Annotated in this window: 22 protein-coding genes and 1 pseudogene; 4 read left to right on the top strand and 19 right to left on the bottom strand. The window is 31.0% G+C overall.

The window, feature by feature from the left end:
- Positions 1-254: 254 nt before the first annotated feature.
- The 6 genes from EP747_RS16125 to EP747_RS16100 form a co-directional block, all read right to left on the bottom strand.
- Positions 255-1148 (bottom strand): sensor histidine kinase, encoded by an 894-nt coding sequence (locus EP747_RS16125; protein ID WP_129691139.1) that lies wholly within the window; start codon positions 1146-1148, stop codon positions 255-257.
- Between the two features lie 21 nt (positions 1149-1169).
- Entirely contained in the window at positions 1170-1916 is a 747-nt protein-coding gene (locus EP747_RS16120; protein WP_129691138.1) for an ABC transporter permease, read from the bottom strand.
- Positions 1909-2832 carry an ABC transporter ATP-binding protein gene (locus tag EP747_RS16115; protein ID WP_129691137.1) on the bottom strand — a complete coding sequence of 308 codons (924 nt, stop codon included), beginning with the start codon at positions 2830-2832 and terminating at the stop codon, positions 1909-1911. The genes EP747_RS16120 and EP747_RS16115 overlap by 8 nt, the downstream gene beginning before the upstream one ends.
- 145 nt (positions 2833-2977) lie before the next feature.
- Positions 2978-3670, bottom strand: a complete 693-nt coding sequence (locus tag EP747_RS16110; protein WP_129691136.1) for a response regulator transcription factor — start codon at positions 3668-3670, stop codon at positions 2978-2980.
- Between the two features lie 166 nt (positions 3671-3836).
- On the bottom strand, positions 3837-5057 hold the full coding sequence (locus EP747_RS16105; RefSeq protein WP_129691135.1) for a sugar efflux transporter: 1221 nt from the start codon (positions 5055-5057) through the stop codon (positions 3837-3839).
- Positions 5058-5199: 142 nt separating this feature from the next.
- Positions 5200-6069 (bottom strand): Cof-type HAD-IIB family hydrolase, encoded by an 870-nt coding sequence (locus tag EP747_RS16100; protein ID WP_129691134.1) that lies wholly within the window; start codon positions 6067-6069, stop codon positions 5200-5202.
- Positions 6070-6278: 209 nt separating this feature from the next.
- Here EP747_RS16100 and EP747_RS16095 point away from each other — a divergent pair.
- A pseudogene (locus EP747_RS16095) lies at positions 6279-7174 on the top strand (AraC family transcriptional regulator N-terminal domain-containing protein).
- Positions 7175-7298: 124 nt separating this feature from the next.
- On the opposite strand, the gene EP747_RS16090 reads toward EP747_RS16095, so the two are convergent.
- From EP747_RS16090 to EP747_RS16060, 7 genes are all read right to left on the bottom strand, one after another.
- Positions 7299-8447 carry a toxic anion resistance protein gene (locus EP747_RS16090; protein ID WP_129691133.1) on the bottom strand — a complete coding sequence of 383 codons (1149 nt, stop codon included), beginning with the start codon at positions 8445-8447 and terminating at the stop codon, positions 7299-7301.
- 19 nt (positions 8448-8466) lie between these two features.
- Positions 8467-10146: a vWA domain-containing protein gene (locus tag EP747_RS16085; protein WP_129691132.1), complete on the bottom strand. Its 1680-nt coding sequence runs from the start codon at positions 10144-10146 to the stop codon at positions 8467-8469.
- A 17-nt stretch (positions 10147-10163) separates the two neighbouring features.
- On the bottom strand, positions 10164-10898 hold the full coding sequence (locus EP747_RS16080; RefSeq protein WP_129691131.1) for a hypothetical protein: 735 nt from the start codon (positions 10896-10898) through the stop codon (positions 10164-10166).
- Between the two features lie 184 nt (positions 10899-11082).
- A complete protein-coding gene (locus tag EP747_RS16075; RefSeq protein ID WP_328590738.1) occupies positions 11083-12504 on the bottom strand; it encodes a glycosyltransferase in 1422 nt (473 codons plus the stop codon).
- Positions 12497-13558, bottom strand: coding sequence for a HEAT repeat domain-containing protein (locus EP747_RS16070; RefSeq protein ID WP_129691129.1), 1062 nt, complete (start codon positions 13556-13558; stop codon positions 12497-12499). The genes EP747_RS16075 and EP747_RS16070 overlap by 8 nt, the downstream gene beginning before the upstream one ends.
- The gene (locus EP747_RS16065) at positions 13555-14835 is read right to left on the bottom strand and encodes a response regulator (RefSeq protein ID WP_129691128.1); all 1281 of its coding nucleotides are present in this window, start codon (positions 14833-14835) and stop codon (positions 13555-13557) included. The genes EP747_RS16070 and EP747_RS16065 overlap by 4 nt, the downstream gene beginning before the upstream one ends.
- A 384-nt stretch (positions 14836-15219) precedes the next feature.
- Complete coding sequence (locus EP747_RS16060) at positions 15220-15681, bottom strand: hypothetical protein (RefSeq protein WP_129691127.1); 462 nt, start codon at positions 15679-15681, stop codon at positions 15220-15222.
- Between the two features lie 276 nt (positions 15682-15957).
- Here EP747_RS16060 and EP747_RS16055 point away from each other — a divergent pair, with 276 nt between their 5' ends.
- The 3 genes from EP747_RS16055 to EP747_RS16045 are packed head-to-tail and all read left to right on the top strand — an operon-like array spanning position 15958 to position 18106.
- Positions 15958-17172: a hypothetical protein gene (locus EP747_RS16055; RefSeq protein WP_129691126.1), complete on the top strand. Its 1215-nt coding sequence runs from the start codon at positions 15958-15960 to the stop codon at positions 17170-17172.
- Positions 17120-17545 carry a hypothetical protein gene (locus EP747_RS16050; protein ID WP_129691125.1) on the top strand — a complete coding sequence of 142 codons (426 nt, stop codon included), beginning with the start codon at positions 17120-17122 and terminating at the stop codon, positions 17543-17545. The genes EP747_RS16055 and EP747_RS16050 overlap by 53 nt, the downstream gene beginning before the upstream one ends.
- Positions 17546-17590: 45 nt before the next feature.
- Positions 17591-18106 carry a hypothetical protein gene (locus EP747_RS16045; protein ID WP_129691124.1) on the top strand — a complete coding sequence of 172 codons (516 nt, stop codon included), beginning with the start codon at positions 17591-17593 and terminating at the stop codon, positions 18104-18106.
- A gap of 176 nt (positions 18107-18282) precedes the next feature.
- Here the strand turns inward: EP747_RS16045 and EP747_RS16040 are convergent, their stop codons facing one another.
- The 6 genes from EP747_RS16040 to EP747_RS16020 form a co-directional block, all read right to left on the bottom strand.
- Positions 18283-18759 (bottom strand): hypothetical protein, encoded by a 477-nt coding sequence (locus tag EP747_RS16040; RefSeq protein ID WP_129691123.1) that lies wholly within the window; start codon positions 18757-18759, stop codon positions 18283-18285.
- A 70-nt stretch (positions 18760-18829) separates the two neighbouring features.
- The gene (locus EP747_RS16035) at positions 18830-21301 is read right to left on the bottom strand and encodes a transglycosylase domain-containing protein (RefSeq protein ID WP_129691122.1); all 2472 of its coding nucleotides are present in this window, start codon (positions 21299-21301) and stop codon (positions 18830-18832) included.
- Positions 21302-21494: 193 nt separating this feature from the next.
- Positions 21495-22412 carry an alpha/beta hydrolase gene (locus EP747_RS16030; RefSeq protein WP_165347095.1) on the bottom strand — a complete coding sequence of 306 codons (918 nt, stop codon included), beginning with the start codon at positions 22410-22412 and terminating at the stop codon, positions 21495-21497.
- A 213-nt stretch (positions 22413-22625) separates the two neighbouring features.
- Positions 22626-22760, bottom strand: a complete 135-nt coding sequence (locus EP747_RS25135; RefSeq protein WP_268895658.1) for a hypothetical protein — start codon at positions 22758-22760, stop codon at positions 22626-22628.
- Between the two features lie 532 nt (positions 22761-23292).
- Positions 23293-24345 (bottom strand): ATP-binding protein, encoded by a 1053-nt coding sequence (locus tag EP747_RS16025; protein WP_165347094.1) that lies wholly within the window; start codon positions 24343-24345, stop codon positions 23293-23295.
- Positions 24346-24449: 104 nt separating this feature from the next.
- Positions 24450-24683 carry a hypothetical protein gene (locus EP747_RS16020; RefSeq protein WP_129691119.1) on the bottom strand — a complete coding sequence of 78 codons (234 nt, stop codon included), beginning with the start codon at positions 24681-24683 and terminating at the stop codon, positions 24450-24452.
- Positions 24684-24745: the final 62 nt, after the last annotated feature.

Here is a 24745-nt window from a genome sequence, read left to right as displayed (position 1 = left end):
TACCAAAGGTCTTTTCATAAAAAAGGAGCTAGATGTTTAATAGCTCCTAGTTTTTGTTTTATATTATATTAATATTTCTAGTAGAAATTAAAAATATTTTAGGTGTAAGCCCAATAAGGGGAGCTTTAGTTTTTTTAATAAAATTTCTATGTTACTTGATTATGCCTAAAACCGTATAGCCATAAGTCATCTCCTTTTTTGAATAAAATAAAAAAAAGACCCTATATTAGGGACCATTTAATATCACTCTACCTCTAAAACCATTCACATTTCATATATAATCGATTCTCTTTAAACTCAGCGGTAATATTTCCATTCATTTTTTCCATTAAACTTTTAGCAATTGGCAAACCAAGGCCTGTGCCTTTACCTGTTCGAGTTTGATCTGCTTTATAAAAACGATCAAACATACGTTGTAAATCCAATTCATTAAACTCGTTAACTGAATTACTAATTGATAATAGAATGGATTTATTTGATTTTTCAAGGCGGATATTAATATTTCCACTAGAATGTTTAATCGCATTAATGATTAAATTTTCTATGACACGTTTTACTGCAGAAGAATCAGCCATAATCATCATTTCAGTATTCGGAATTTCAATAGTTGGTTCTAAATTTCGATGATTAAATTCTTCGTAAAATCCTAATAGTACTTCTAGAATCAATTGATTTAATTTTATTTTTTCAACCTTCATTGGATAATCAATTTGATCTATGACTGAAAGTTCAAAAAACTCTTCTAGTAAGACCTTCAACCTTCGTGCACTATTTTTTACGATATTTGTATATTCTTTTCTTTTATCTGACGTTATTTCATTTGATTCTAAAAATTGAATATAGCCTAAAATCGACGTCATTGGCGTTCGTATATCATGCGAGATGTATGAAATTGCCTGTTTTAATTCATTTTCACTTAAACGCTTTTCTGCTTTAGACTTTCTTGTTAGATCAATTTGCTTATTTATTTCTGCTGTAAGAATTTCAATGTCTTTATCAAAATACTGAAGGTCAATTTTCTTTTCAATCGTATTTTTATTAAGAGCTTGTAATTGCTGAGTAGTTCTTTTAATCTCTTTTTTTAACAAATAATAACGGGTGAGAAAATATGACAAAAGAATGATAACACTTATTGTTATATATTTCATAAAACTCACCCACTTTCGATCTTACTTAATTTCTTTTTTTCTAAATATGAAACTTCCTAAAATACCTAGTACAATAAATGTCAAAATTGGAACCAAAATAAGTGTAAACACTTCACTATGATCTAACTGATTGACTTTATATATTTTTGGAAATTGCATAAATACTGAATTTTTAATGATTGTTTGAAGGAAGGTTAATTTAGAACCAATAAAACTTAATAAAGAATTAATTAAAGCAAAAAACATTAATAAAAATCCAATTGTTTTTCCATTGTCAGTAAAAATAGTAGCAATAATCGTCATGACTGAAGCAAACGCGGCTCCATAAATTGTGATTAGACCATATGTTTTAAAGATAAACATCCAATCAGTTGGACCATTAAAATCAAAATGTAATGCAGCAGTCGTCGACATAAAAATTGGTAGTATTAATAAAATTATGGCTGAACCAATTGAAAACATCGTCAACTTTGAAAAATAAATTCGTAATCTACTATTTCCCGAAGATACAATCGATTTCATAGTTCCGTTCGAATATTCACTTGTAATAAAGAAACCTGCAAAAATACAAGGTAATAATTTTATAATATCGTTGTTTATACTTAAAATATTATAAGTATAGTATTCATCTAAAGAAAGTTTAGATGCTGAATCTATATTAGTCGTAAAAGGATACAATAAAGAGAATAGAATTAAAATAAATAGTAATGTTCGAAATGAACGATCATTTTTTAATTTATACAGTTCCGTTTTCAATAGATTACCCACGATTTACACCCCCGATGCGAGTTGTAAAATACGCTTCTAAATCTTCTCCCATTGGCATAAATTGCTCGATAATTAAACCTTCACTAGTTAATGCCTTCGATACCTCTCTTGGTCTATCAACATAATCAAATAACTTGATCGAACCGTCCGGCAAGACCTCAAAATTTTGAGTAGTAAAGGATCTTTCAATAACAGTCGCAGCTTTGTTTGGGTTATCAACTTTAATATGCAAAAAGTGTTTACATTTTTCATCAAGTTCTTTAATTGAAAGTTCTTCTAATAACTCACCATTATGAATGATGCCGTAATGAGTTGCTAATAAATGTAGTTCACTTAAAATATGACTAGAAATTAAAATCGTAATTCCATACTCTTTATTAAGCTTTTTAAGTAATTCACGTATTTCCACAACTCCCATAGGATCAAGTCCGTTTATTGGTTCGTCTAATATTAAAAATTCAGGATCCCCCAATAAAGCGATTGCAAGACCAAGTCTTTGCTTCATCCCTAAAGAAAAATTTTTCGCCTTCTTTTTACCTGTATCTTCTAAACCAACAAGCCTAAGTGTTTTTTCGATACATTCTTTCCCAGGAATTCCTTTTAAAAGCCTATGTGCTTCTAAGTTTTCAGCTGCTGTCAAATGCGGATATAACGCAGGACCTTCAATTATTGTCCCAACTCTTTTTCTTGCTTCAATTAACCCTCGCTCATTGCTTTCTCCAAACAGTTCAAATGAACCGGTTGTTGGATACCCCAAACCAGTAATTAAGCGTATTAATGTGGACTTCCCTGCACCATTTTGCCCGATAAAACCGTAAATGGATCCCTTTTTAATCGATAAATTAACATTATTAAGGGCCATTTTATTATGATATTTCTTTGATAATTGATTCGTTTTAAGTACAAATTCATTCATAAGTTACCCCTCCTTATATAAACTCTTAGTGGCTCGTCCAACGGATATTTAATTAACGATCCTATTGAACCAATTTATTTTTGTGAACACTTTTACTATAAGAAGGAAAACATAAGAATGTCTTAAGTCAATTCTTAAGAAAACCTTAAGTTTTTAGTCTGTAACCCATTCCCCAAATTGTTTCTATATACTCTTCATTTGGATTGGCTTTATTAAGCTTGCTTCTAATATTACTCATATGTACATTTATTGTATTATCATCTCCATGGAATTCCTCATTCCAAACACTCTCAAATAAATTTGCTTTTGTGAAAACCTTTTTAGGCGAAGTTACGAATAAACACAATATCTCGAATTCAATTGCTGTTAATTTCAACTCATTTCCGCTAACAGACACTTTTTTTGATTCTGTATCAATAATAAGATCCTTGTGTTGAATTTGATTGATTATTGGTACATTAGCCATTCGACGATATCTTCTTAAGCAAGTTTCAATCCTAGCGGAAACCTCTTCTATATCAAATGGTTTCGTAATATAATCATCCGCTCCGCCCCTTAAAATATCTATTTTAGTTTTCATTTCAAGCTTTGCTGAAATGATTATGACCGGGATATTACTTTCCTCTGTTATTTTTTTTAATAATTCTTCTCCTGATAAGCCTGGAAGCATTAAGTCTAATAAAACCAAATCCCACTTTTGGTTTTCTAAATAAATAAGTGCCTCTGTCCCAGAATACGCAGATTTTGGGTTATATTTGTTTTTGTAGATAATATCACAAAGCAATCGATTAATATCCTCGTCATCTTCAACAATTAATATATTTGCAGTATCATTCATTTTTTTATCCTCACATACGACATCATTTTTTTATACTATTAAATTGGATCTATATGTAATATATCATCTTAATTCTTATTGCCAAAATATAAAAAACGAGCTACAGTTATAGCTCGTTTTTGTTTATTAGAAAAAATATCTTAAAATTAATTTATTTTTAAATCAACTATACAGACTGACTCTGAGTTGTCGATATTTCCATTTCCACATTGTTTTTTGATTTCCACAATATAATGAGTGAACAAATTACAAACAATATACATAGTAAATAAACATTTCGGAAACCTGCTAATTGTGCAAACAGACCTCCTCCTAAATTTCCTACTAAACTTCCAATCGTCGAGCAATTCGCATAAATTGATGCAGAAAAACCGGGTGAATTTGGTAGTAGGTCGTTAAAATAGCTTATACCATTCCCCATAACGATTGCGATGTATGTTGCCTGTAGCAATTGTGCAATGATTAACTCCCATGTATGGGTTGATATGCTTAAGATTAAATAATAGAGTAAACCAATAAAGCAACCGTAGATCATCAATGCATGATTCGAGATTTTTTTAGAAAGCACTCCCAACACAAGCATGATTGGAATTTCTAAACCTGCACATAGACTTACGACTAATCCAACATCAGTATTAGTACCATGTAACTCATTGACGATAAAAAGAGGTGTGTTGATCCAATTAATCGAACTAACTGCAAATAATAAGATAAAAGCAATAAATGGTAGTCGAAGCTGTTTTCGTTTAGCGGATGTTACTTTTGTCTTATTTTTCTTTTTTATATTGTTTTGAACTGGCTTTCTCTTTTCTAAAAAGAAGAATACTAGTAAAGTAATCATTATATAAATGCTAGATGTTCCCCAAAAAAGTCCATGATAACCTTTTGCTCTTAAAATTAAAGTGCCTACTAATGGTCCGATTAAAAATCCTAAAGAAACAAGCGAACGTAAAGTTGATAATGCTAAAGTCTTATCTTTAGATAAACTTGCATTTGCCGATTCCTGTGCGGATGCAAAAATTTGTGGCATGGCCGCTGCACCTAATCCATTAAATAAAGCAACAAAAACTAATAATAAATAGTAGTTATGAAATATTAAATAAGATGCATAACCTATTGCTGATGAAATCATCGCAATCATAATAAGCCATTTCCTGTCAATCCCTCGATCAGAACGTTCAGCAATAAATGTATTAACTAAAACACCACTTAACGAAATCACTGCCATGAAGATGCCAAATGCTCCAGAACTCATCCCTATATATTTTGTAGAATACAATGATAAATAAGGAGTTGTAATTGAAAGTCCGATCCCTACAAATAACAAACAGATGACAAATAAACTATACCCCTTAATGGCAAATAGATCTTTTATCCGTCTAACCAAAATATTAGTCCCCCTTACCATTCTATATTTTAATCGATTCGTTTAAATAGACAAATAAAAACAACCTTGGATAAAGTAACAAACTCACACATTTAACCAAGGAAAACGTTGCTTATATAGATGTATTTAGATTTCTTTACTATTATAGTACATTTGACTCTGTAAAAATATATTTTTCGAATGCATATGCAACACCATTTTCATCATTACTTAATGTAACAAGATCACTTGAGAGCTTTACTTCTTCTTCAGCATTCCCCATGGCGATTGATAATCCGGCTATATTAAACATCGGTAGATCATTTTTTTCATCTCCAATAGCTACTGTATTTTCTAACGGAATTTTAAAATATGATGCCATTGCTTTTAAACCATATCCTTTATTTCCATTTATATGTGTAATTTCAAGATTAAAAGGGGAGGAACTAGTGACAAAAGTCTCATCTATGAATCTTAATTTTTTTTCAAGTCGCTCCATTTGTTTTGGATCAAGGGTTAAAATCAGAAACTTTTGAACCGTAAAATCCTCATTATCAGTTATTTCTTGAACTTTGTTAAAAAACGAATGCCCATGTACTCTTGGAGGTGTAGTAAACATTTTAAAGTGTCTGTTTTTGAAGTATTCTTTAGGAACACGCCCAGATGAAACAACTTGTTCAAATCGTTCATTCCAATTACTTGGGGCAAATATTCCCTTATTTGTAGAAACATTGTACGGTAAGTCTTCTTTCTCAACTTCTAAGGCGATTTTTTGTATTTGAGGTCTCCCTAATGAATTTAGTTCAATTAATTTTCCATTTACATATAATGCCGTCCCGTTGTGACCTCCTACTGGACAATTTAAGCCATACTTTGAAAGTTCATCATTTACTGAACTTGGTGAACGGCCGGATAAAATCATCACGATATGTCCTGCTGCCTGAGCTTTTTTAATCGAATTTAACGTTTCTTCACTTATTATTTTTTTAGAGTTGAGTGTAGTACCATCCAAGTCCAATGCAATTAATTTCATAAGAATCTCTCCCTATATGGGTTTTAAATTTAAGAGGTGAATTGATAGTATTATAGTTTTGAAGATATGTTTGATATACTTAATTATGCATTAAATTAAGCAGAGTTCGTTAACTCATTCCTCCTAAATAATTGCCTAATCCTCTCATTTTTACATATCATATGAAATTTTTATGTTTCTTTTAATATAAAGTTAGCAAGGAGGACTATATGTCTGAAATTAACGTTTCTTATTTAAGCGAACTAATCCAAATTATTGATCGTAATACTAGAGATGAAGGTGTTAACAATACCTCAATTAACTCGTTATTTTTCATCCGGGAGTCAAATATTACTGATCCAAAATATAGAGTCTATAAGCCATCTTTATGTATTGTTGTTTCTGGTGTAAAGGAATTATTACTAGGAAATGAAAGTTTTAAGTATGGCCCTGGAAATTATTTAGTGTCATCCGTTGATTTACCTGTTACAGGCCAAGTTATTGAAGCTACACCAAGCGCTCCATATCTATCTTTAAAACTTGAATTTAATCCAAGTCAAATCTTAGAAATTTTAACTGATACTGAAATTCACACTAATTTAAAGGAACATGCAAACCGAGCGATTTTTGTCAACGAATTAGAGGGTCGATTTTAGATGCAGTGATTAGATTGGCCCGTTTATTAGATTCGCCTGAAGATATTCCAATTCTTGCACCTATTTTTACAAAAGAAATTCTCTACAGAGTATTGCGTGGACAGAATGGGAGTATATTGCAACAAATTGCCATCGAAGGAAGTACTACTAATCGAATAAGGGAAGTTATTGAACAAATTAAGGCGAATTTTTACAAGTCAATACGAATTGAAGAGCTTGCAGAAATAGCAAATATGAGTGTTTCTTCCCTACATAGACACTTTAAAGATGTAACTGCAATGAGTCCTCTACAATTTCAGAAGCACTTAAGATTGCAAGAAGCACGACTTTTATTACTGTCCGAGTCTTCAGATGCAGCAGAAGTAGCATTCCGAGTAGGATACGAAAGTCCATCCCAGTTCAGTAGAGAATACTCTCGTTTATTTGGTTTTCCACCGAAAGAAGATCTTAAACGAATGAGAGCGAAATAATATAAAAGTTATAAAGTTTTCAGTTTTATTAATTATTCTGATGATAAAAGTTCAAAATTATTAATAAGATTGAAAAGGCAAAAAACTAAGATCAAAGCAATCTTAGTTTTTTTAAGTCCAACACCTATAATCCAATCCGATTCCCTTTTTCAAGTCTTTCAATCTGTTGTGAACCCACTTCAGTTAATTCTTGAAATTGTAGGATTGTTTGACGCATTTTTGGCAAAGCTTCTTGTTTAAATATACTAATCGATTCAAACGCTGATATAACGTTTGTAAATGAGGTTTTCAGTGTTTCAACAGAAACCGCTGACTCCATCGCTTGCTTTTGAATGGCAACTCCCTGCTCCTTTAATAATCTAGAAGTACCTTCAATAATAGTATTTGTTGTTTGATTTAAAGCAGTGATTTTTTGTAAAACAATTTTTTGATTATATAGAGCACTTGCTACAGTTACAGCTGTATTCAGTGCAGAAATCGTTACCGTTTTTGCACGTTCCACACCTCGAATTAATTCACGATTATTCCGAATAACAACCTCATAGGACATATCTCCTTGGTGATTTACAACTAACATTTGCTGTAGGTCCATGACTCGTTGTCGTAATGGATAAAGTACTTCCTCTGAGATGAATTTAATTTTTTCATGATCTTCACCTTCGATTTTTGCTTTTTCAATTTGATTTTCAATTGACTCATCCATTAATGTTCCAAGTTGAATTTCCTTTTCTAGCGTTTTTGAAAGAATACGAAGTGATAGTTGTTCATGCTCTAATGTCGTGTTATCATTTTCAAGAATTTTTTTCCCCTTATCAAGTGACTTTACGATATCTGCGATTGCTACATCTGCTTTTTCAAATCTCTGAAAATATGAACGAATAGGATTAAATAACTTACCTAAAAAACCCGACTTTGCAAAATTAATTACACTTGGATCTAAATCCTTTAATTGAACTTGAAGCTCTGCTAATCCTTTTGCAACTTGCCCTCCTTCGTCTCCACTTTTAGCAAGTTGACCAAGTGAAACCTTAAGAAGAGAATTTTTATTCGAAGAAGATTTCATCGTCTGTAATCCAAATGATTCGATTGATTGAAGAATTTCCTTTCGTTTTTCGTACGTTTCCTTTGAAACAGTGTCTAATTCCATAATCATCGCTACATTTGCATCCGCTGTTGCCTTTAATTTCATTAATTCCTCTGGTACAGGCTTTACTTGCTCTTCTATTACTGCCTTGATTTCCTCTTCATTTACAACTTGCATAGAAAATGACATTCTTAAATCCTCCTACTATTTAAAGTTGAACATTAAAGAGATTACGAATTTTATAGATTACGTCATCTGAATCTGCATTAATATTTGCAGCTTCGTTAATATTCGAAATACTTTCAAGCGCTTTAATATTAGCGTTATAACCAATCGTATAAATTGGAATTTTATATGCTTTTATAATTCCTTTTACATTCTTCAATGAATTCCCATGATTGGTCTCGCCATCGGTAAGGACAAAAATGAGCGGCCTTACATTTGGATTTTTTTTCATTTCGTCTTTCAGCATATTAATTGCAACAAGGATTCCATCATTTGTTGCTGTATCTCCACTTGCATCGAGGCTAGATACTGCACCGACAAATTTTGACTGTTGATTTGCATCATATTTTGCAATTGGAAGATTGATCGTAACATCGGCAGAGTATGAGATTAGGCCAATACTATTATCTCTTCCTAAATATTTTTGACCTTTAAGTAAAGATTCTTTTAGTTCATTTAATGGTTTACCATCCATACTACCTGAAACATCTGCTACAAAAACCGCAGCAATTGGATTTGAAGTATTTTTCTTTCCTTTCCAAAGTTTCTGTGCAGCACTTAAAGTATCTCCATCAATCGTTTTAAGCTCAGATTTGTAATTGTTCAACCCATTAAACCCATCTTGTTTCGCAAGTGATTGAAGGTTATTTTGACCAGTAAATTCAGCAAATTTTTTCAAAATATCCATTTTCTCTTTTGGTAAATTTCCTAAAGCATAAAGTGGACTGTCGTGGCGCACACCAAATGGTATAAATTTATAACTATTTTTTAAATCAGGTGAATTAACAAATGTTTGATATTCTAAGACAAAGGCATCTAGAACGCCAGATTCTGCTGCATCACTCATTTGTAGAGTCGTAGAAGCAGTGAATGGCACATTTGCTTGGAAACTTTCAAACCCTTTTACAGCAGTATCACTAAGTACATTATTTGAATCAAAGGAATTTAAAGTCGTAACTAAAAAATTTAATCCTGTTGAACTAGTAAATGGGTCGGTATATCCCATTGATAGTTCATTTTTTGTCATTGCCTCTATGACGGTTTTCGGATCGACTTTACTATACTTTTTCATTAACTCATTATATTTTGTATTTGAAATGACAATTCCAGGAACATTGCCAACTAATCGCGATGATACGGTTTCTGTTTTAACACCACTTGCTGTAATCATTTGACCCCAAAGTTCATTTGAAGGTGTAAAGGCATCAGGAACATATTTACCAGATTTAATAAAATCGGTTGCAATACCAGATGCAATGTTTCTAATTTTTACAGATACTTGCTTTCCATTTAGATTGAATTTTGCATCATTAAACTCATTTGCGACTTCATTTAACCAACCATTTTTCCCATCACTTGATTTTTCAGTAGATGAAAAAATTTCAACAAAACTATCAGTCGTATTGTCTACAGATATAGGAAATTTAGAAATATCAGGGAGTTCACTTGCGACATCAGCTGTACTTAAGTCAATTTGACCTTTAATTGGTTTTGCTTTCGAAATATTAATTTTTGAGATCATTTTAGTTAATTGCTGATTTTTATTTTTATCAGTAATTTTCACAACTTTATCCCCTGAAGTCATATTAACTCCAATATAGACAAGAAGAAAAACTACAACGATCACTGCAATAGATGCAAAAAGAAACTTACTTCTACTCATTTTTTTCATCCTTTCATTCATTGCCTATAATATTTTGTTTGTTGAATTAACGTATCGATTTCTTTCATACATTCCATTTTTTCTATATCATCGATTCCTATTTCATCAAGTCTTGAAATTTCTAAAATTAATTTATCAATATTGACAAGAATCTCTTCATTCATTTCAATTGCTCTTTTTACGAAGTTGAAATATTCATTATAAAGATTTGTTTTCTCTTGAATTAATGACTTAGAGTATCGTAATCCGTCTTTCCCCTTTATTTTTTTATATTCAAATTCATCAAAAGTACTGATCTTGTTTATGATGTTTCTTATAGTTAAATAAAATAATGTTTCAACCTCGTCCACAACAGATGCAAACTTGTTGTATGTAATTTCGGTTGGAGAAAATCGATCCGTTAATAAATTATAAAATACTACTTTTTTCTTTTTCATTCGTTCGATTTGCTCAATTGAAGTAACAATATCTTCTTTTAGTACTTTACTATTTTTATATCGACTTAAAGCAAGAACGAAATCTTCATTTGTTTTTAGCTGCTTAATTGGCTTTTCTTTAACAGGCTTGAAATATAGTTGAAACATACTAAATAGTAGTACTAACAAATTCGCTATTATGAACGATACCCCAAATGCAGTTTGAAAAGCACTCGCATTAATTAATTGGATTCCGATTAAACCTGGAGAGAATACAATCACATTCAAAATCGAAATGAAAGCAATTAGCCCCACTAATTTTAATCCTTTTGTCATCCTTCACTCCTCCGCTATACTCTATTTATGCTCTATTACTCATTTATATTTATCATTCTGATTTTTTAGTTTAATAAAATTACAGAAATAATGACTAGACTTAAAATTTTTACATCTGATTCTTTTCAACAAACAAAAAAAAGACTGCTAAGCAGCCTTTTAAGTTTGGCGGGAAGTCTGAAAGTTAAACACCCTTTCTCTTCATTTCTCCCCAACCCTTTTTTTGTCCTAAGAATATGCTGATTGTTGCTACTACACGCCAGTATGTCAAAATTGGACGATACCAAATCGCTTCTGTCAACGAATAGAAAAATAAACGGTTTAACTCACTAATTTTTTTATATTTTTCTAAACGCCATTCTTCTAATAGCACTGCGCTAACAGAGAAAAATGAGCCATATATAATCATGAGAATTAAAAACGCAATGGAATACATTATATTTATATTGTGTAAAACAACATTTAATATTAACGACGCATAGCCAAAAAACTCGATGATGGGTCCTAAAAATTCAACGAAGAAAAAATATGGCATTGCAATAAATCCGATTGAACGATAATTTTTATTAAAAATCATTTTACGATGAGCCCACAAACTTTCAAATAATCCACGGTGCCATCTTACTCTTTGTGATTTTAAATATTTGAATGAATCTGGTGCTTCAGTATAACAAACTGGATCGGCTACATACTCGATTTTTGCTCCCCAATTTTCTTCTATGTTCTTACGATGTAGACGAACTACAAGTTCCATATCCTCACCGATCGTATTCGTTAAATACCCTCCTACTTGAATGACTCTTGACTTTTTAAATACACCAAATGCTCCAGATATAATTAATAATAAATTCTTATTACTAAGTCCAATTCGTCCAATTAAAAAAGCTCTCATATATTCGATAACCTGCATTACTACAAGTGGATTTTTCGATAGAAGCATTTCATTTACTTTACCAAGCGAGGTTTTACTCCCATTTGCAATTAATACGTTTCCACCAGTAGCAAGTATTTCGTCATCTGTATTTTCAATAATCGGTTTCATAATTTTAATGAATGAGTCAGAATCAAGAATTGTATCGCCATCAATAGAAGCAAAATAAGGATACTTACTAAAATTAATTCCGGCATTTAATGCATCAGCTTTTCCACCATTATCTTTATCAATTAGAAATACGAAGGGATAAATTGCTGATTGATATACATTTTTAATCGGTTTCGTTTCAATCCCTTTATGTTTATGAAATACCTTGTTTTTTACCACTTTCATCTCGAATCGGTCGATCGTTTTTTGTAGAGTAGAATCTTTTGATCCATCATTAATGACGATTACTTCAAATTCTGGGTAATCTAACCTGCCACTTCCAGTCACTAAGGATAAAATCGTATTAATTACCCCTACTTCTTCATTATAAGCAGGGACTAGTATTGAAATTGGTGCAGTAAAGGCAGACTCTTTTAATCTTTTATATTGTTCAATTTGATGTAGACCTTTTTCTCTCTTTAATCTCATAAATGCTAGTAAAAATAAAATTAAATAAGTTGAACAAAGGAGCAACACGTAAATGATAATCACTTTATTAACAATTAAAAAGAATATATTAATCAATTTCCGCAGTCCTCTCCAACCATTCTTTTGATATATTTCTTGCGTATGCATCGGGATGTTCTTCGATAATTTTTTTAAGAACTACCTTTCCATTCTTATATTTTTTTATCGATTTAGCAGCTTCCGACCTTACCATATAAGCCTTGTCTGAAATTAACTCAATTAAATAAGATAAAAATAAATCATTGCGAATACTTCCCATTAATCGTACAAACATTAACTTTTCCTCATTACTTAGTTGACTCTCTTTCTCATTTGTTTCCAAGAGTTGAATTATTAAATTTGGTGAAGAAATATATCCTAAAGATGCGATTGTTTTAACGGAACGTATTCTTAATTCTCTACTTTCTGATGTCATTAATTTCTCAAGAAATAAATGGATTTGCTCAGATCGCAAATTTTTAATTCTAATCAAATCCAAAATAGGGTTTTTAAAATTGTCAGGTAAATTATCAAAGTCTTTAAGCAGTTCATGGATATTCTCTTCATTAACATATAGATACAAAATTTCCGTGAGTAAAAAAGAGGGTATTTTTTTCTGGTCAACTAACAATTGCATTAATTTTTCATATTTGAAACACGCCAAAATAAGAAAAATATTAAATTTTTCTTCAAGGGAGCAATGTTTACATGATAAATGTTGAATTAAATCGTCTTGCATCATTTTTATTTTAAATTGATTGATAAATAACAATGAATTCATCCGTTCGCTCCAATTACCATGTTTAAGTTTATCTTTATATCTCGAGATAAAATATAAATTGACAATGGGCCTAATTGGATCAAATCCTTCTTCAAATTTGATAATACTCATAAAACTGCTAAATATATTTTCTAAGGCTTCAAACTCAATTTCTTTTCTTGGAATAAACGAAGCAGATAATTCTCCTTTGATTAAATAATTTTCAACGGATAAGATGTTTCTATTTAACCATTCTTCTTTTTGCTTAATTTTTTGTTGTTTAATAATTTTCTTGTACACTAAATAAATATAGATCGAAAATAGTAATAGAAAAAGGATTCCTGTTAGAAAAAGGATGATGACTATATTCATTTAACTATTATACCTAACATTCTATTTAAACGAAGACGTAGTTCTTTCAGACTAAATGGTTTTTCCAAGTAATCATTTGCACCGCTTTGTAATGCGATTGCAATATCATTCTCAGAGCTTTTATTACCTATCATTAAGCATAAATATTTTCTACGATCATAGGTAGTACGCATTTTTCGGATTATTTCAAAGCCGCCCATTTTAGGTAAAATACGGTCAATTATTAATAGATATCTTTCATTTTGCTTATGCCAAGGATCATTTAAAAATTCTTCTCCATCTATAAACACTTTTATTTCAACGTCATATAAATTTCCACCTAAATCGGACAATTGATGTTTTAACATTTCACGTATGAGACGATCCTCATTAATTACAGCTACTTTTAGCCTACGTATCATATTTTCATTCTTACTAGCAGAGGAATCAAATCGATTCATTGAATCCATTTCATTAGAAGTGAGTATTGTTAAACAATCGTCAGCGCATATACTTGGATCAGTAATTTCAAGCACATTAAAATTAAATGAGGTATAGTGAATTCGATTATCAAAAGAGATCGGTACCTCCGAAAATGATTGTGACAAACGATTCATTAATATAATGCCATCTTCTTTAACAGTTTTTGGTAGCAATAGTACAAATCCATTTTTCTTGTAATGTGCTAGAAAATCGGACGACCTTAAACTTCTTTTTAAAAATTGTATAATACTTTTTTCCGTTAAATGATTCAAAAAATAGTCTTGTTTTTGTTCAATTTTTACGTATACCAACGAAAATGATTCGTAGCTACGATTTAAATCTTCTAATTGTTTTTTTACCTCATTTTTCAAATATCTAAAATTGTAAACACCAGTCATTGGATCAATTAAAACTTGTTCCAGTATTTGATTTCTACGTTGAACGAATTTGTTAATATATTTCCGAATTTCGATTCCAGCAACTGATTCACTAAGTACGGCATCTGGCATAAGGGCACTCATTGTCATTTGATCAGTCGTATTACATATACAAATTGTTGAAATATATCTTCTTTCACAAAAATCCCTCAATTGATTGAATCTCTCTATATTAAATGTGTTTAGTATTTCTTCAATAAAAATAATGAGTACATCCGGATTAAATAAATCTATTTTTTCAAACAGAGCTGAGTTATTCTGATTGGGCTTAACTAATTTATAATGATAGTTATTTACATCACAAAAGTTTTTATAATTAGATTTCTCTTCACTTCCTATAAACATAACAATTGGATATTCAGTCTGAATATCAATCACTCTATCACCCGCTCACTTTAATCTAGTTGGTTTAATCGGTGAATATTAAATCGTTATATTATTCTTCTATGAATTAACTTGGTACACCGTTAACTAAACGTTAAAAACTAAAATAAACTCCAAATTAAAGTTTACTTTATTTAATATTAACGTCAAATTAATATACAATCAACGTTATATTTGTTGGTAATTTAAGACATCATCGCCATTATCTACTATCTACCAAATATAAATAAAAACCACAATTCGGCTATTTTCGAATAGTGGTTTTAATATTTTTAAGATTCATTTTTCATTTTAAAGTTAACTCTAAATAAACCATTCTTAACTCCAACATGATGATACTAGATAAAATAAAAAAAATCGTCATCATTAGTCTAATCATTACATTTTTTCAATCAATTTATCTACGATTGTGTTAATTCTCTTATTTTGTTCCTCAATCATTTTTTGTTGTGTCTTTAGAGTTTCTCTATTCTCGTCAATTTTCTTTCTATTTTCATCAATTTTTTCTAGTGCATGATTCAAAAGCTCAGTTCTTATATCTAAAATTTCAAATAATCGGTCCAAACTAGTTTTGATATCATGTAGTAATTGTACTTCTACAGGCTGAGATAAAGCGCTATTTTCATTCATTCCTCTGCTTTTTTGAAATTTATAAATCGAAGCAGACACATTTACTTCTTTGTTTTCTTCAATTACATTACTTTCTAACCATTGAAGCTTAATCATTATTACACCATCTTTTAAATAGCGATCTAATACCTTAAATTTCCCACTAGCAGTCTCGTGTACTGTTCCATTCGCATATTTCCTTGAAGGTTTGATTCCATCATTATTATTCATAATTTTTCCTCACATGATTTAAAATATAACGATTTTTAATTAAATTACTTTTCTTAACGTTAATTTAACCACATTTTACTTTTTTTAACCGACATTTTCAATATATAATTTGACCTTGCTTTTATTTTTTATCAAAAGAATGCTTATTTAAAGGAGTTAAACTTTTTCACTCCTAACGCATATAGCAAATTACCTTTCAGCATACTAAACGAATAAGTTAAGTTTTAACTGTTTTGGAGGATAGAATGATGAAACAAAAAAAAAAGATGGCTAATTTTGCTGATGCTTTGTCTAATGATTGGTGTGGCGTTTATAATATTTCATCAGTCAAATACTAGTAAAGTTATTAAGAAAGTTAACACATACACATATAAAACAAATAATATTACAATTCCCGCTCAAATCGGTAAAAATTATTTTCAACTTTTTGATAAAACAAAAACCCCACACGATTTCCTTCTGAAAGGTGTAAATATTGGAATCGCAAATCCAGGACACTTTCCTGGTGAAACAGCTATAACAAAAGCCGAATATTTAAGGTGGTTTAAAGCGATTGGAAAAATGCACGCAAATGTTATTCGAGTATACACCCTTCATCCTCCTGCTTTTTATGATGCACTATTTGAATACAATCAAAAAACTAAACACCCTCTCTATTTGATTCACGGTGTTTGGCTTAATGAGGAAAAGATGAATTCATTAGGAGATATTTACAATGAGAACCTTACAAAAGAGTTTCAACATGATATACGTCAAACTGTTGATGTAATTCATGGGAAAGCACAAATCCCTCAAAAGCTAGGTCACGCTTCGGGTAAATACCATTCAAACATTTCAAAATACGTTATTGGATGGATTTTAGGTATAGAGTGGGACCCAAATATGATGAAATCAACAAATGATAAACATAAAGGTCATATTGACTATAATGGTCAGTACTTTCAAACAAACAATGCAACTCCATTTGAAGTTTGGCTTGCAAGTATAATAGACAATACCGTGAAATATGAAACAGAAAAATATGCTTGGCAGCGTCCAATTAGCTTTTCGAATTGGGTAACTACTGATCCAATTCATCATCCAAATGAACCAATGGAAAATGAAGATATGGTTTCATTAGATCCGAATCATGTCAAACCAAAGTCGACATTATATCCTGGATATTTTGCTTCCTATCATGTATACCCATATTATCCTGAATTTTTAAATTATGAACTAACTTATACGAATTATATTGATTCTCGAGGTATGAAAAATAGTTATGCTGGATATTTACATGATCTAAGGAAGGTACATAATATGCCAGTTTTAATTTCAGAATTTGGCGTACCATCTTCTAGAGGTATGACTCATCGAAATCGTTATGGATGGAATCAAGGTTTTCACAATGAAACTGAGCAAGGACAAATTACTGCTCATTTGTTTGAAGATATTCAAATTGAAGGAATGGCAGGAGGAATTGTATTTTCATGGCAAGATGAATGGTTTTAAACGAACATGGAATAATATGCAATTAGATGATTCTGAACGCCGACCATTTTGGTCAAATGTACAAACGAGCGAACAGCAATTTGGTTTACTATCTTTTGATCCGAACAGTTCAAAACATGTCATTTCTGTAGATGGTGATCCAAGTGATTGGGAGAAAAATAAAATCAAAAAAGCAAGTATGAAAAATGCTAATTTTATTAATTCTCTTGATCAAAACGATAACGGACGGAAATTAAAGAATTGGTCAATGACTAGCGACGAGCGATCAATAAATTTCCTTTTAAATTTTGAAAAAACTAAACAACCTTTTGATTGGTCTAAAACGGGAGTTATGCTTTTACTTGATACTATTCCTGGTCAAGGACAACATTAACTTCCAAATGACAAAACGGTTAAAACTGAAAATGGAATTGATTTTGTGATTGACTTAAATGGACCTAATAATTCCTATGTTCTTGTGGATAGCTATTATGATCCATTTTATTATGAATACGCCCATCTTTTACATTATGAGCCAATTGAACCGAATGTAAATTTAATAAATAACGGCATCTATCATAAAGTCATACTTGGATTAAATAAACCACTAGTAATCCCAAATTTAAACGGGAAATCACTAAACTTACCTTTGGAGTCTTACGAAACAGGTAAACTAATATACGGAGATGGAAACCCACATCATAAAGATTTTAACTCTTTAACTGATGTATCCTTAAACAAAAAAGATCATGTGTTAGAAATTCGTATCCCTTGGCAATTATTAAATGTGAGAGATCCAAGTACACGTGAAATCATGGGTGATTTATGGAAAGGTGGACTTGAAAGCTACGAAAATGTAAAAAAAATTCATGTAGCAGTACTTACTTATCGTCCACTGAGTTCGCTAAGGAATTATCCTATTCTACTGTTAGACAAAAAAACGGAAAACTTTTAACGGATGATTTTTATTCTTTTACTTGGAAAAAATGGGAAAAGCCTAGTTATCATGAACGTCTAAAACAATCGTACTACATCTTGAAAGATACTTTTCAAAAAGCTGGTCCTATTAAATAGCACACGTAATAAAGATAATCAATTAAAGCCCCTGATTTTTCGGGGGCTTTAGCATTGTCATTTTTTATAAATATTTGCATTAAGAATGTTCCTACATTTTTTAATCTTTTGTTTGATTTGCATATTTTCAAAGAAATATACTTCTGTACCTGACCAAATAAATACCCAACAAACTATGCTTAATATGCCTCCGATATAGGCGTGACTTTTTTGAAGCTTTAAGTATAACAAGCCAATGATAATACCAAACACAAATAAAATAATTGTTTTTTTAATATTTCTAGAATAAATACGTTCATCAGTTTCCATTAGATTAGAAAAAGAGTTCAAAGTCGCAGTTTTTAATGAATTTTCATCAAATTTATTTTGACCAACAAATAGAAGTTCAATATTTTTTCTTTTAGCATTTAGTAATTTAGATAATATAAAATCTTCTAAATCAGAGCTTAAGTGTAAATAGTCATGGCTATAATAACTTGCAAATGGATTATCCGACTCTTTTAAAAAAATGTTAATGCTTAGTTTATCATCCATTTTAAAACTCCTTTAACATTATTCACTTAAAAAACGCATTGATATTTCTCAATGCGTTTTAAATTTATATTTAATGTGGATTATTAGGATTAGGGACGATTGGATTTACAATATTATCTCCATTCTCGTTTCCTGTACTTGGCGTTTCATCACCTGGCTTCGTACCTTCACCTGTCCCGTTTCCATTCCCTTGCTCATTACCAGTTCCCTGTCCATTTCCTTGTCCACCTTCATTTACTGGTGGAGTAGTTGGTTGTTCAGTTGAAGATAAATCAACAGTAACTGTAACAGGTCCACTCTTACCTTCAACATTTGTAGCAATTATCGTTATTTTTACAATATCTCCAGGGACAATTCCATTAATACTTGTTGCTGTACCCTGAATTTTTTGAGTTTGTCCTGCTGCACCATTTACAGTATAACTTACTTCAAAAGACGTTTTTTGAAGCAGATTTGCAGGATACGTCCAATTTAATGAAATATTACTTGTAACAGGGTCATAATTTGCTTTAACATTTTTTGCAGACTCAATCACAATATCTTTTGGAATATCATCTACTTTTTCTCCTCGAATGTATAATTCATTTCGAATTTCTTCAACTGATGAAGGTTTTCTAAATATTGCGTTTCGATCTCCATTTGAAGCTAGCATATCTCTTGCAATGAATTTTGCAATATTCGTTGAACCTTTACCAAGAAAATTATTCTTTTTATTTTTTTCATACCCTGTCCAAACAGCCATTGTAACATCAGAAGAATATCCTATAAACCAACTATCACGAGTGGCGTTATCCGGAAATCCGTATTTTTGTTTTACTTCATCAGAGTAGTTTGTCGTACCTGTTTTACCTGCCATATCAAGACCTGGTACATTTGCTCTTTTACCAGTCCCAAGTGGTGTTTTTACTACATCTCGAAGCATATCTGTTATCATATATGCAGTATAATCACTCATTACTTGTTTTGGTTCAGTTACAAATACTTTTTCCGTTTTATCAGGATAAATAATTTTTTTAACGGAGTGAGGCTTATTATATATTCCGCCATTTCCAAAGGCAGCATATGCTCCTGCCATCTCCATTGCTGATACACCTGTGAATCCTCCTATAGAATAAGATTCATAATATGTATTTTTCGAAAAATTAAACCCTAAACCATCCCCAAATTCTCTAGAACGATCACTTCCTACAGCTTGGAAAGTCTTTAATGCTGGAATATTTCGAGAATCGACTAATGCTAATCGAATAGAAATATCACCTTTATATTTTCGATCCCAGTTTCTAATAGGAGTACCATTAGAATAAGTATAAGCCTCGTCAAGAATTTGATGATAAGTTGACCATTTTAAATACTGAATAGCTGGACCGTAATCAAGAATAGGTTTAATTGAAGATCCCGGCTGTCTTTTAATATCAGTAGCAAAGTTTAAACCACCAGTACTTGTATTTCTTCCAGCACCTACTGCTCGAATTTCACCCGTTTTCGTATCTAATAATACAAATCCAGTTTGAAATTCATCACTTGGATAGAAGCTTTTTCCTCTACTTAATATTTCATCTGCTTTGTCTTGAGCTTTAGGATCTAATGTTGTTTCAATCGTTAGTCCATCAGTATAAACATTTGCATCACTGTTTTTTTCCACTTCATTTACGACTACATCAATAAATGAATTGTATTTTGTACCACCAGATTCATGAACCTTTACTAATGATTTCATTGGTATTGCTTTGGCATTTGTATATTGTTCATCAGTAATATAACCATATTTTTTCATTTGGCTTAAAACTGTATTTCTACGATTTTGTGATTCAACAGGGTGCTTTGCAGGATTATAGTTATTGGGGCTCTTCACCATTCCTGCTAAAGTTGCTGCTTCTGGTAATGTAATTTTAGATAAATCTTTACTGAAATAAGTTTCACAAGCTTTGGCTACACCATAAACTCCTCGCCCTTTAAGACCATTTGAAAAGTAAACTTTATTTAAATACATTTCTAATATTTGATGTTTAGAGTATCTTTGTTCTAATTTAAAAGCTAAGTACCATTCCTGAACTTTACGCTTAATTGTTTTTTGAGAAGATAAAAATGAGTTTTTAACTACTTGCTGGGTGATTGTACTTCCACCTTGTGATCCGAAACCTCCAGTAATATTCGCTAAAACTGCACCGAATACCCGTCGAATGTCTACGCCTTTATGTTTATAAAACCGCACATCTTCAGTAGCAATAAATGCGTCTTCTACAACCTTAGGAATTTCATTGTAGGACACTTTTGTTCGTTGTTCTCTACCTAACTCCGCTACAACTCTGCCATCCTTGTCAACAATAGTAGAGGATAATGGTACTTTAAGTTTTGATTCATCTAATGCGGGTGCTCCACTAACTAAATATGAAAATATTCCTACACCAATCAATATGAAAACAATTACGATTGATAATAATGTTACAGTAATTTTTTTCCATAAGCCATCAGGCTTATTGGGAATTTTCGAAGGCTTTTCCAGCCGTTTACGTTCCTCTCGCGAACGATATTCATTTGCCATCTTAGTTCGCCTGCCTTTTCAGTAAAATAGAGCTTTTTGGGGCAAAAATTGTACTTTTTATTTAAACCAATTTATAAATAGTAGTATTTTCTACACGCTCTACTTTCATGTACTGAAGAATATCTTTCACAATTAAAAAAACAGATAAACCTATCCTTAATGTTCATCTGTTTCATAAAATATAATTAGTTATTCAATTTGCATTAGACGAAAACGTCTTTTCAATAAAATCAATTACTTTCTTAGTATATGGTTCCGGTTCTTCAATAAATGTTGTGATATGTCCATGTTCTGTCAGCCACAATGTTTTTTCGTTTTCATTAGGGATCTGATCATAGATCATTTCACTACTACTGAATGGTACTTTCAAATCATTCTTTCCATGTATTAATAAATAATTTGTAGAATTTCCTTTTTGAACTGATATAACCGGTGACACTTCTTTTGGGTCTATTTTTAATAAATGTTTCATCGAACGTAAAATGATTGAAGTAAAAGGTTTTTTCGGTAGTTTAGACCAAACACTTAAATTATCTTCCAAATATGTTTGTAAATCATGAAAGGGACTGTCTGCAATAACTCCTTTAATTTGCGGATGAAGACTACCAACTAGTAAACATGTCGCCCCACCCATACTCCATCCAAGTAAAATAATTTCTTGTTGATTTCGTTCGTTAATGACATATTCCACTGCCGACGATAAATCATGCTGTTCATAATATCCAATTCCTGTTGTTCGTCCACCTGATATTCCACTATTACGGAAGTCAAACATCAATACATTAAGCCCTCGATCATGGATTGATTGCACAATTCGAAGTCCATTAATCTTTTTTTGACTTCGTTCATCTGTGTACCCGTGTGCAGTTATAACAGTTTTAGAGGTTGAATTTTTTGCTGGTATCCACCATCCTCTTAGCACAACTTGATCAAGTTTACTCTTAAATTCAACCTCTTCAAATTGTAAATTGTAATCGGCTGGGGTTTGTTCGGTTTTTCGTCTAAACGGATGGGTTAAGATTAAACCGACTAGTATCGGTATTAGGAAGAATAAAACCGGAGACAAAATTAACATCCAAATTAAAAGCTTATTTATTTTTTTCCGTTCCATCATGCACACTCCTTTTGTCTGTTAGCCAAATAGAAGTTCTTTTATTTAAATTATGAAATATGTTAGACTTTGTTAGTCATAATGAACTTTTATTTATGTATTAATTGTATCTTTTTAAGTTCCTGCTAATCAATAGATAAGGGGTGCCGAAATTTCAGTTTTACCGAATTTTTAGGCACCCCATTTAATGAACTTTATAATTTCTATAAAAATTTACTTATGTGCTAATTTTGTGATGTCTTCCATTATACAATCCTGTGGTCCTTGTTTACATGTTAATATAACTAATGTTGTGATTGCGACTAAATAAAATAAAAGCATTGCACAGAATCCGATCACTAAGAACATAAGATTACCACCTTTTTGTTTGTTATGACTTTCACAAGTTAAATTTAACATATAAAGTTTAAAGTAAATTCTCGATAATATGTATATTTTGTGACAAAGTTCACAATGTAAAATTTGAGAAACTTTGTTAATAAGAAATTAAATCAAGTCTTCGTATTTCTTCTCTAACGTATACGATAATCAATCCATTATTAGTCATAATTTTATTGTTAAATACTGGAAAATATTTCAAATGCTTGTAAGCGAAAAAAGTCGTAAATGGTATAATAGAGATACTACATAACTTGGGAATCGGCTGACCTACCGTTCTATGAAAGGTGGTGATGCCTATGACGGTGCATAAAACAATTAGTTTAATGCTAGAAAGTGTAATGGCAACGATTGCGCTAATTAGCTTAATCGTTGCCATCATCAACATTACTTCTAATAAGAAGTAACCGTCCTTCCCCAAGGACATATTTGTCAGCCGTATCACTACGGATGTAGTACATTAGTTTGGTTAAAGCTTTAACTAATTTTTAGCGAAAAGTAGTCATCTATTAAATCTAATATTAAAATCCGTACCATTTGTACTTGTTGTAAAATCAATCGTTGCGTTATTTCTCTTAGCAATCGCATAGCAAATTGCTAATCCTAATCCAGTTCCATTTTCTTTTGATGTGACAAATGGGGTTGATATTCTCTCTATTATTTCCGGTGGAATGCCAGTTCCTTCATCATTAATTGACATAACAATTTTATCGTCTTCAATATAAGTATGTATCTTTACAATTTTTCTAACATCCATTGCATCTAAAGAATTACTAACCATATTTAAAAGTAGCTGTCGGATTTCATTTTGATCAATGATTAAATTAGGAATTTCATTTAGCTCTCTTATAATCAGTTTGTCCTCTTTTAATGCTCTAGTTTCAAGTAATGGATATAAAGTATTTATAATTTGATTTAAATTATGTTCTTCAAGTTTGTTAGGCTTTTTCTTTGCAATATCGAGAAATTCAGTAATTATTGAGTTTACCCGATTAATTTCATCGATCATAACCTCAAATATTTGGCTATAGCTTTCAAAATCTTTATTTTGTAACCCTAATTGTAAAAATCCCTTTACTGTAGTGAGTGGATTTCTAATTTCGTGCGCTACACCAGCAGCCATTTCTCCAATTATTTTTAGTTTTTCATAATATCTCTGCTCTTCTTCTTGTATTTTTTTCTCAGATATATTACTGAAAATTGCTAGTATCCCATTCTGATCGGGTATCACCTTAATTTCATATGGTATAAAAGAGTACTCCGTTATTGTTTCAAACGATTGGATTTTTTGTTCATTATAGGCCTTATTGTAATAATGATATACATCTGTATTCACATAATTAGGTAATGCATTCCACATACATACACCGATTAACTCTTCTTTTGGCTTTTCAATCATTGCTTCAGCAGCCTTATTAATAAAAACAAATTCCATTTTCGAATTTAAATAGTAACATCCTTCAACCATGTTATTAAATACTTCATGTAGGTCAACATGATTAATTAATTGATTATCTTCATTTAATGGTAAATTACTATTTGAAACCAAAGTCATCATACCCCTTCCTTTTTTGATGACTAAAAATTCTAATATTAAACCAGTCTATTTTTAGAATATCATATTTCTGAATTTTCGGAAATAAATCTTTATCCTACTTTTCAGTTAAAAATTTCATTAAAATACTTAAAAGAAAATGACTTTACTTCTTTTTTTTTTAAACTAAATCCATGTAAAAACCCACCTTTTTGACGTTCTTTTATTATGATCATTAGTAAACAAAATAAATAGAGCAAAGAATGAGAATTATTATTTATCACTAGATTACTTATTATTTTCAAAATACAGAAACCAGCGAATGCACCATATATGAAATTTAAAATATCTGTAATCACAAAAAACCCCCTCATATTTACCCTATGAACGATAGGAGAAATATAGAAGGACAAAGTTTTAA

Source organism: Gottfriedia acidiceleris, assembly GCF_004138285.1.
Taxonomy (GTDB): Bacteria; Bacillota; Bacilli; order Bacillales; family Bacillaceae_G; genus Gottfriedia; species Gottfriedia acidiceleris_A.
Note: the sequence above shows the minus strand (reverse complement) of the source record. Positions and strands in the feature narration are given on the sequence as shown.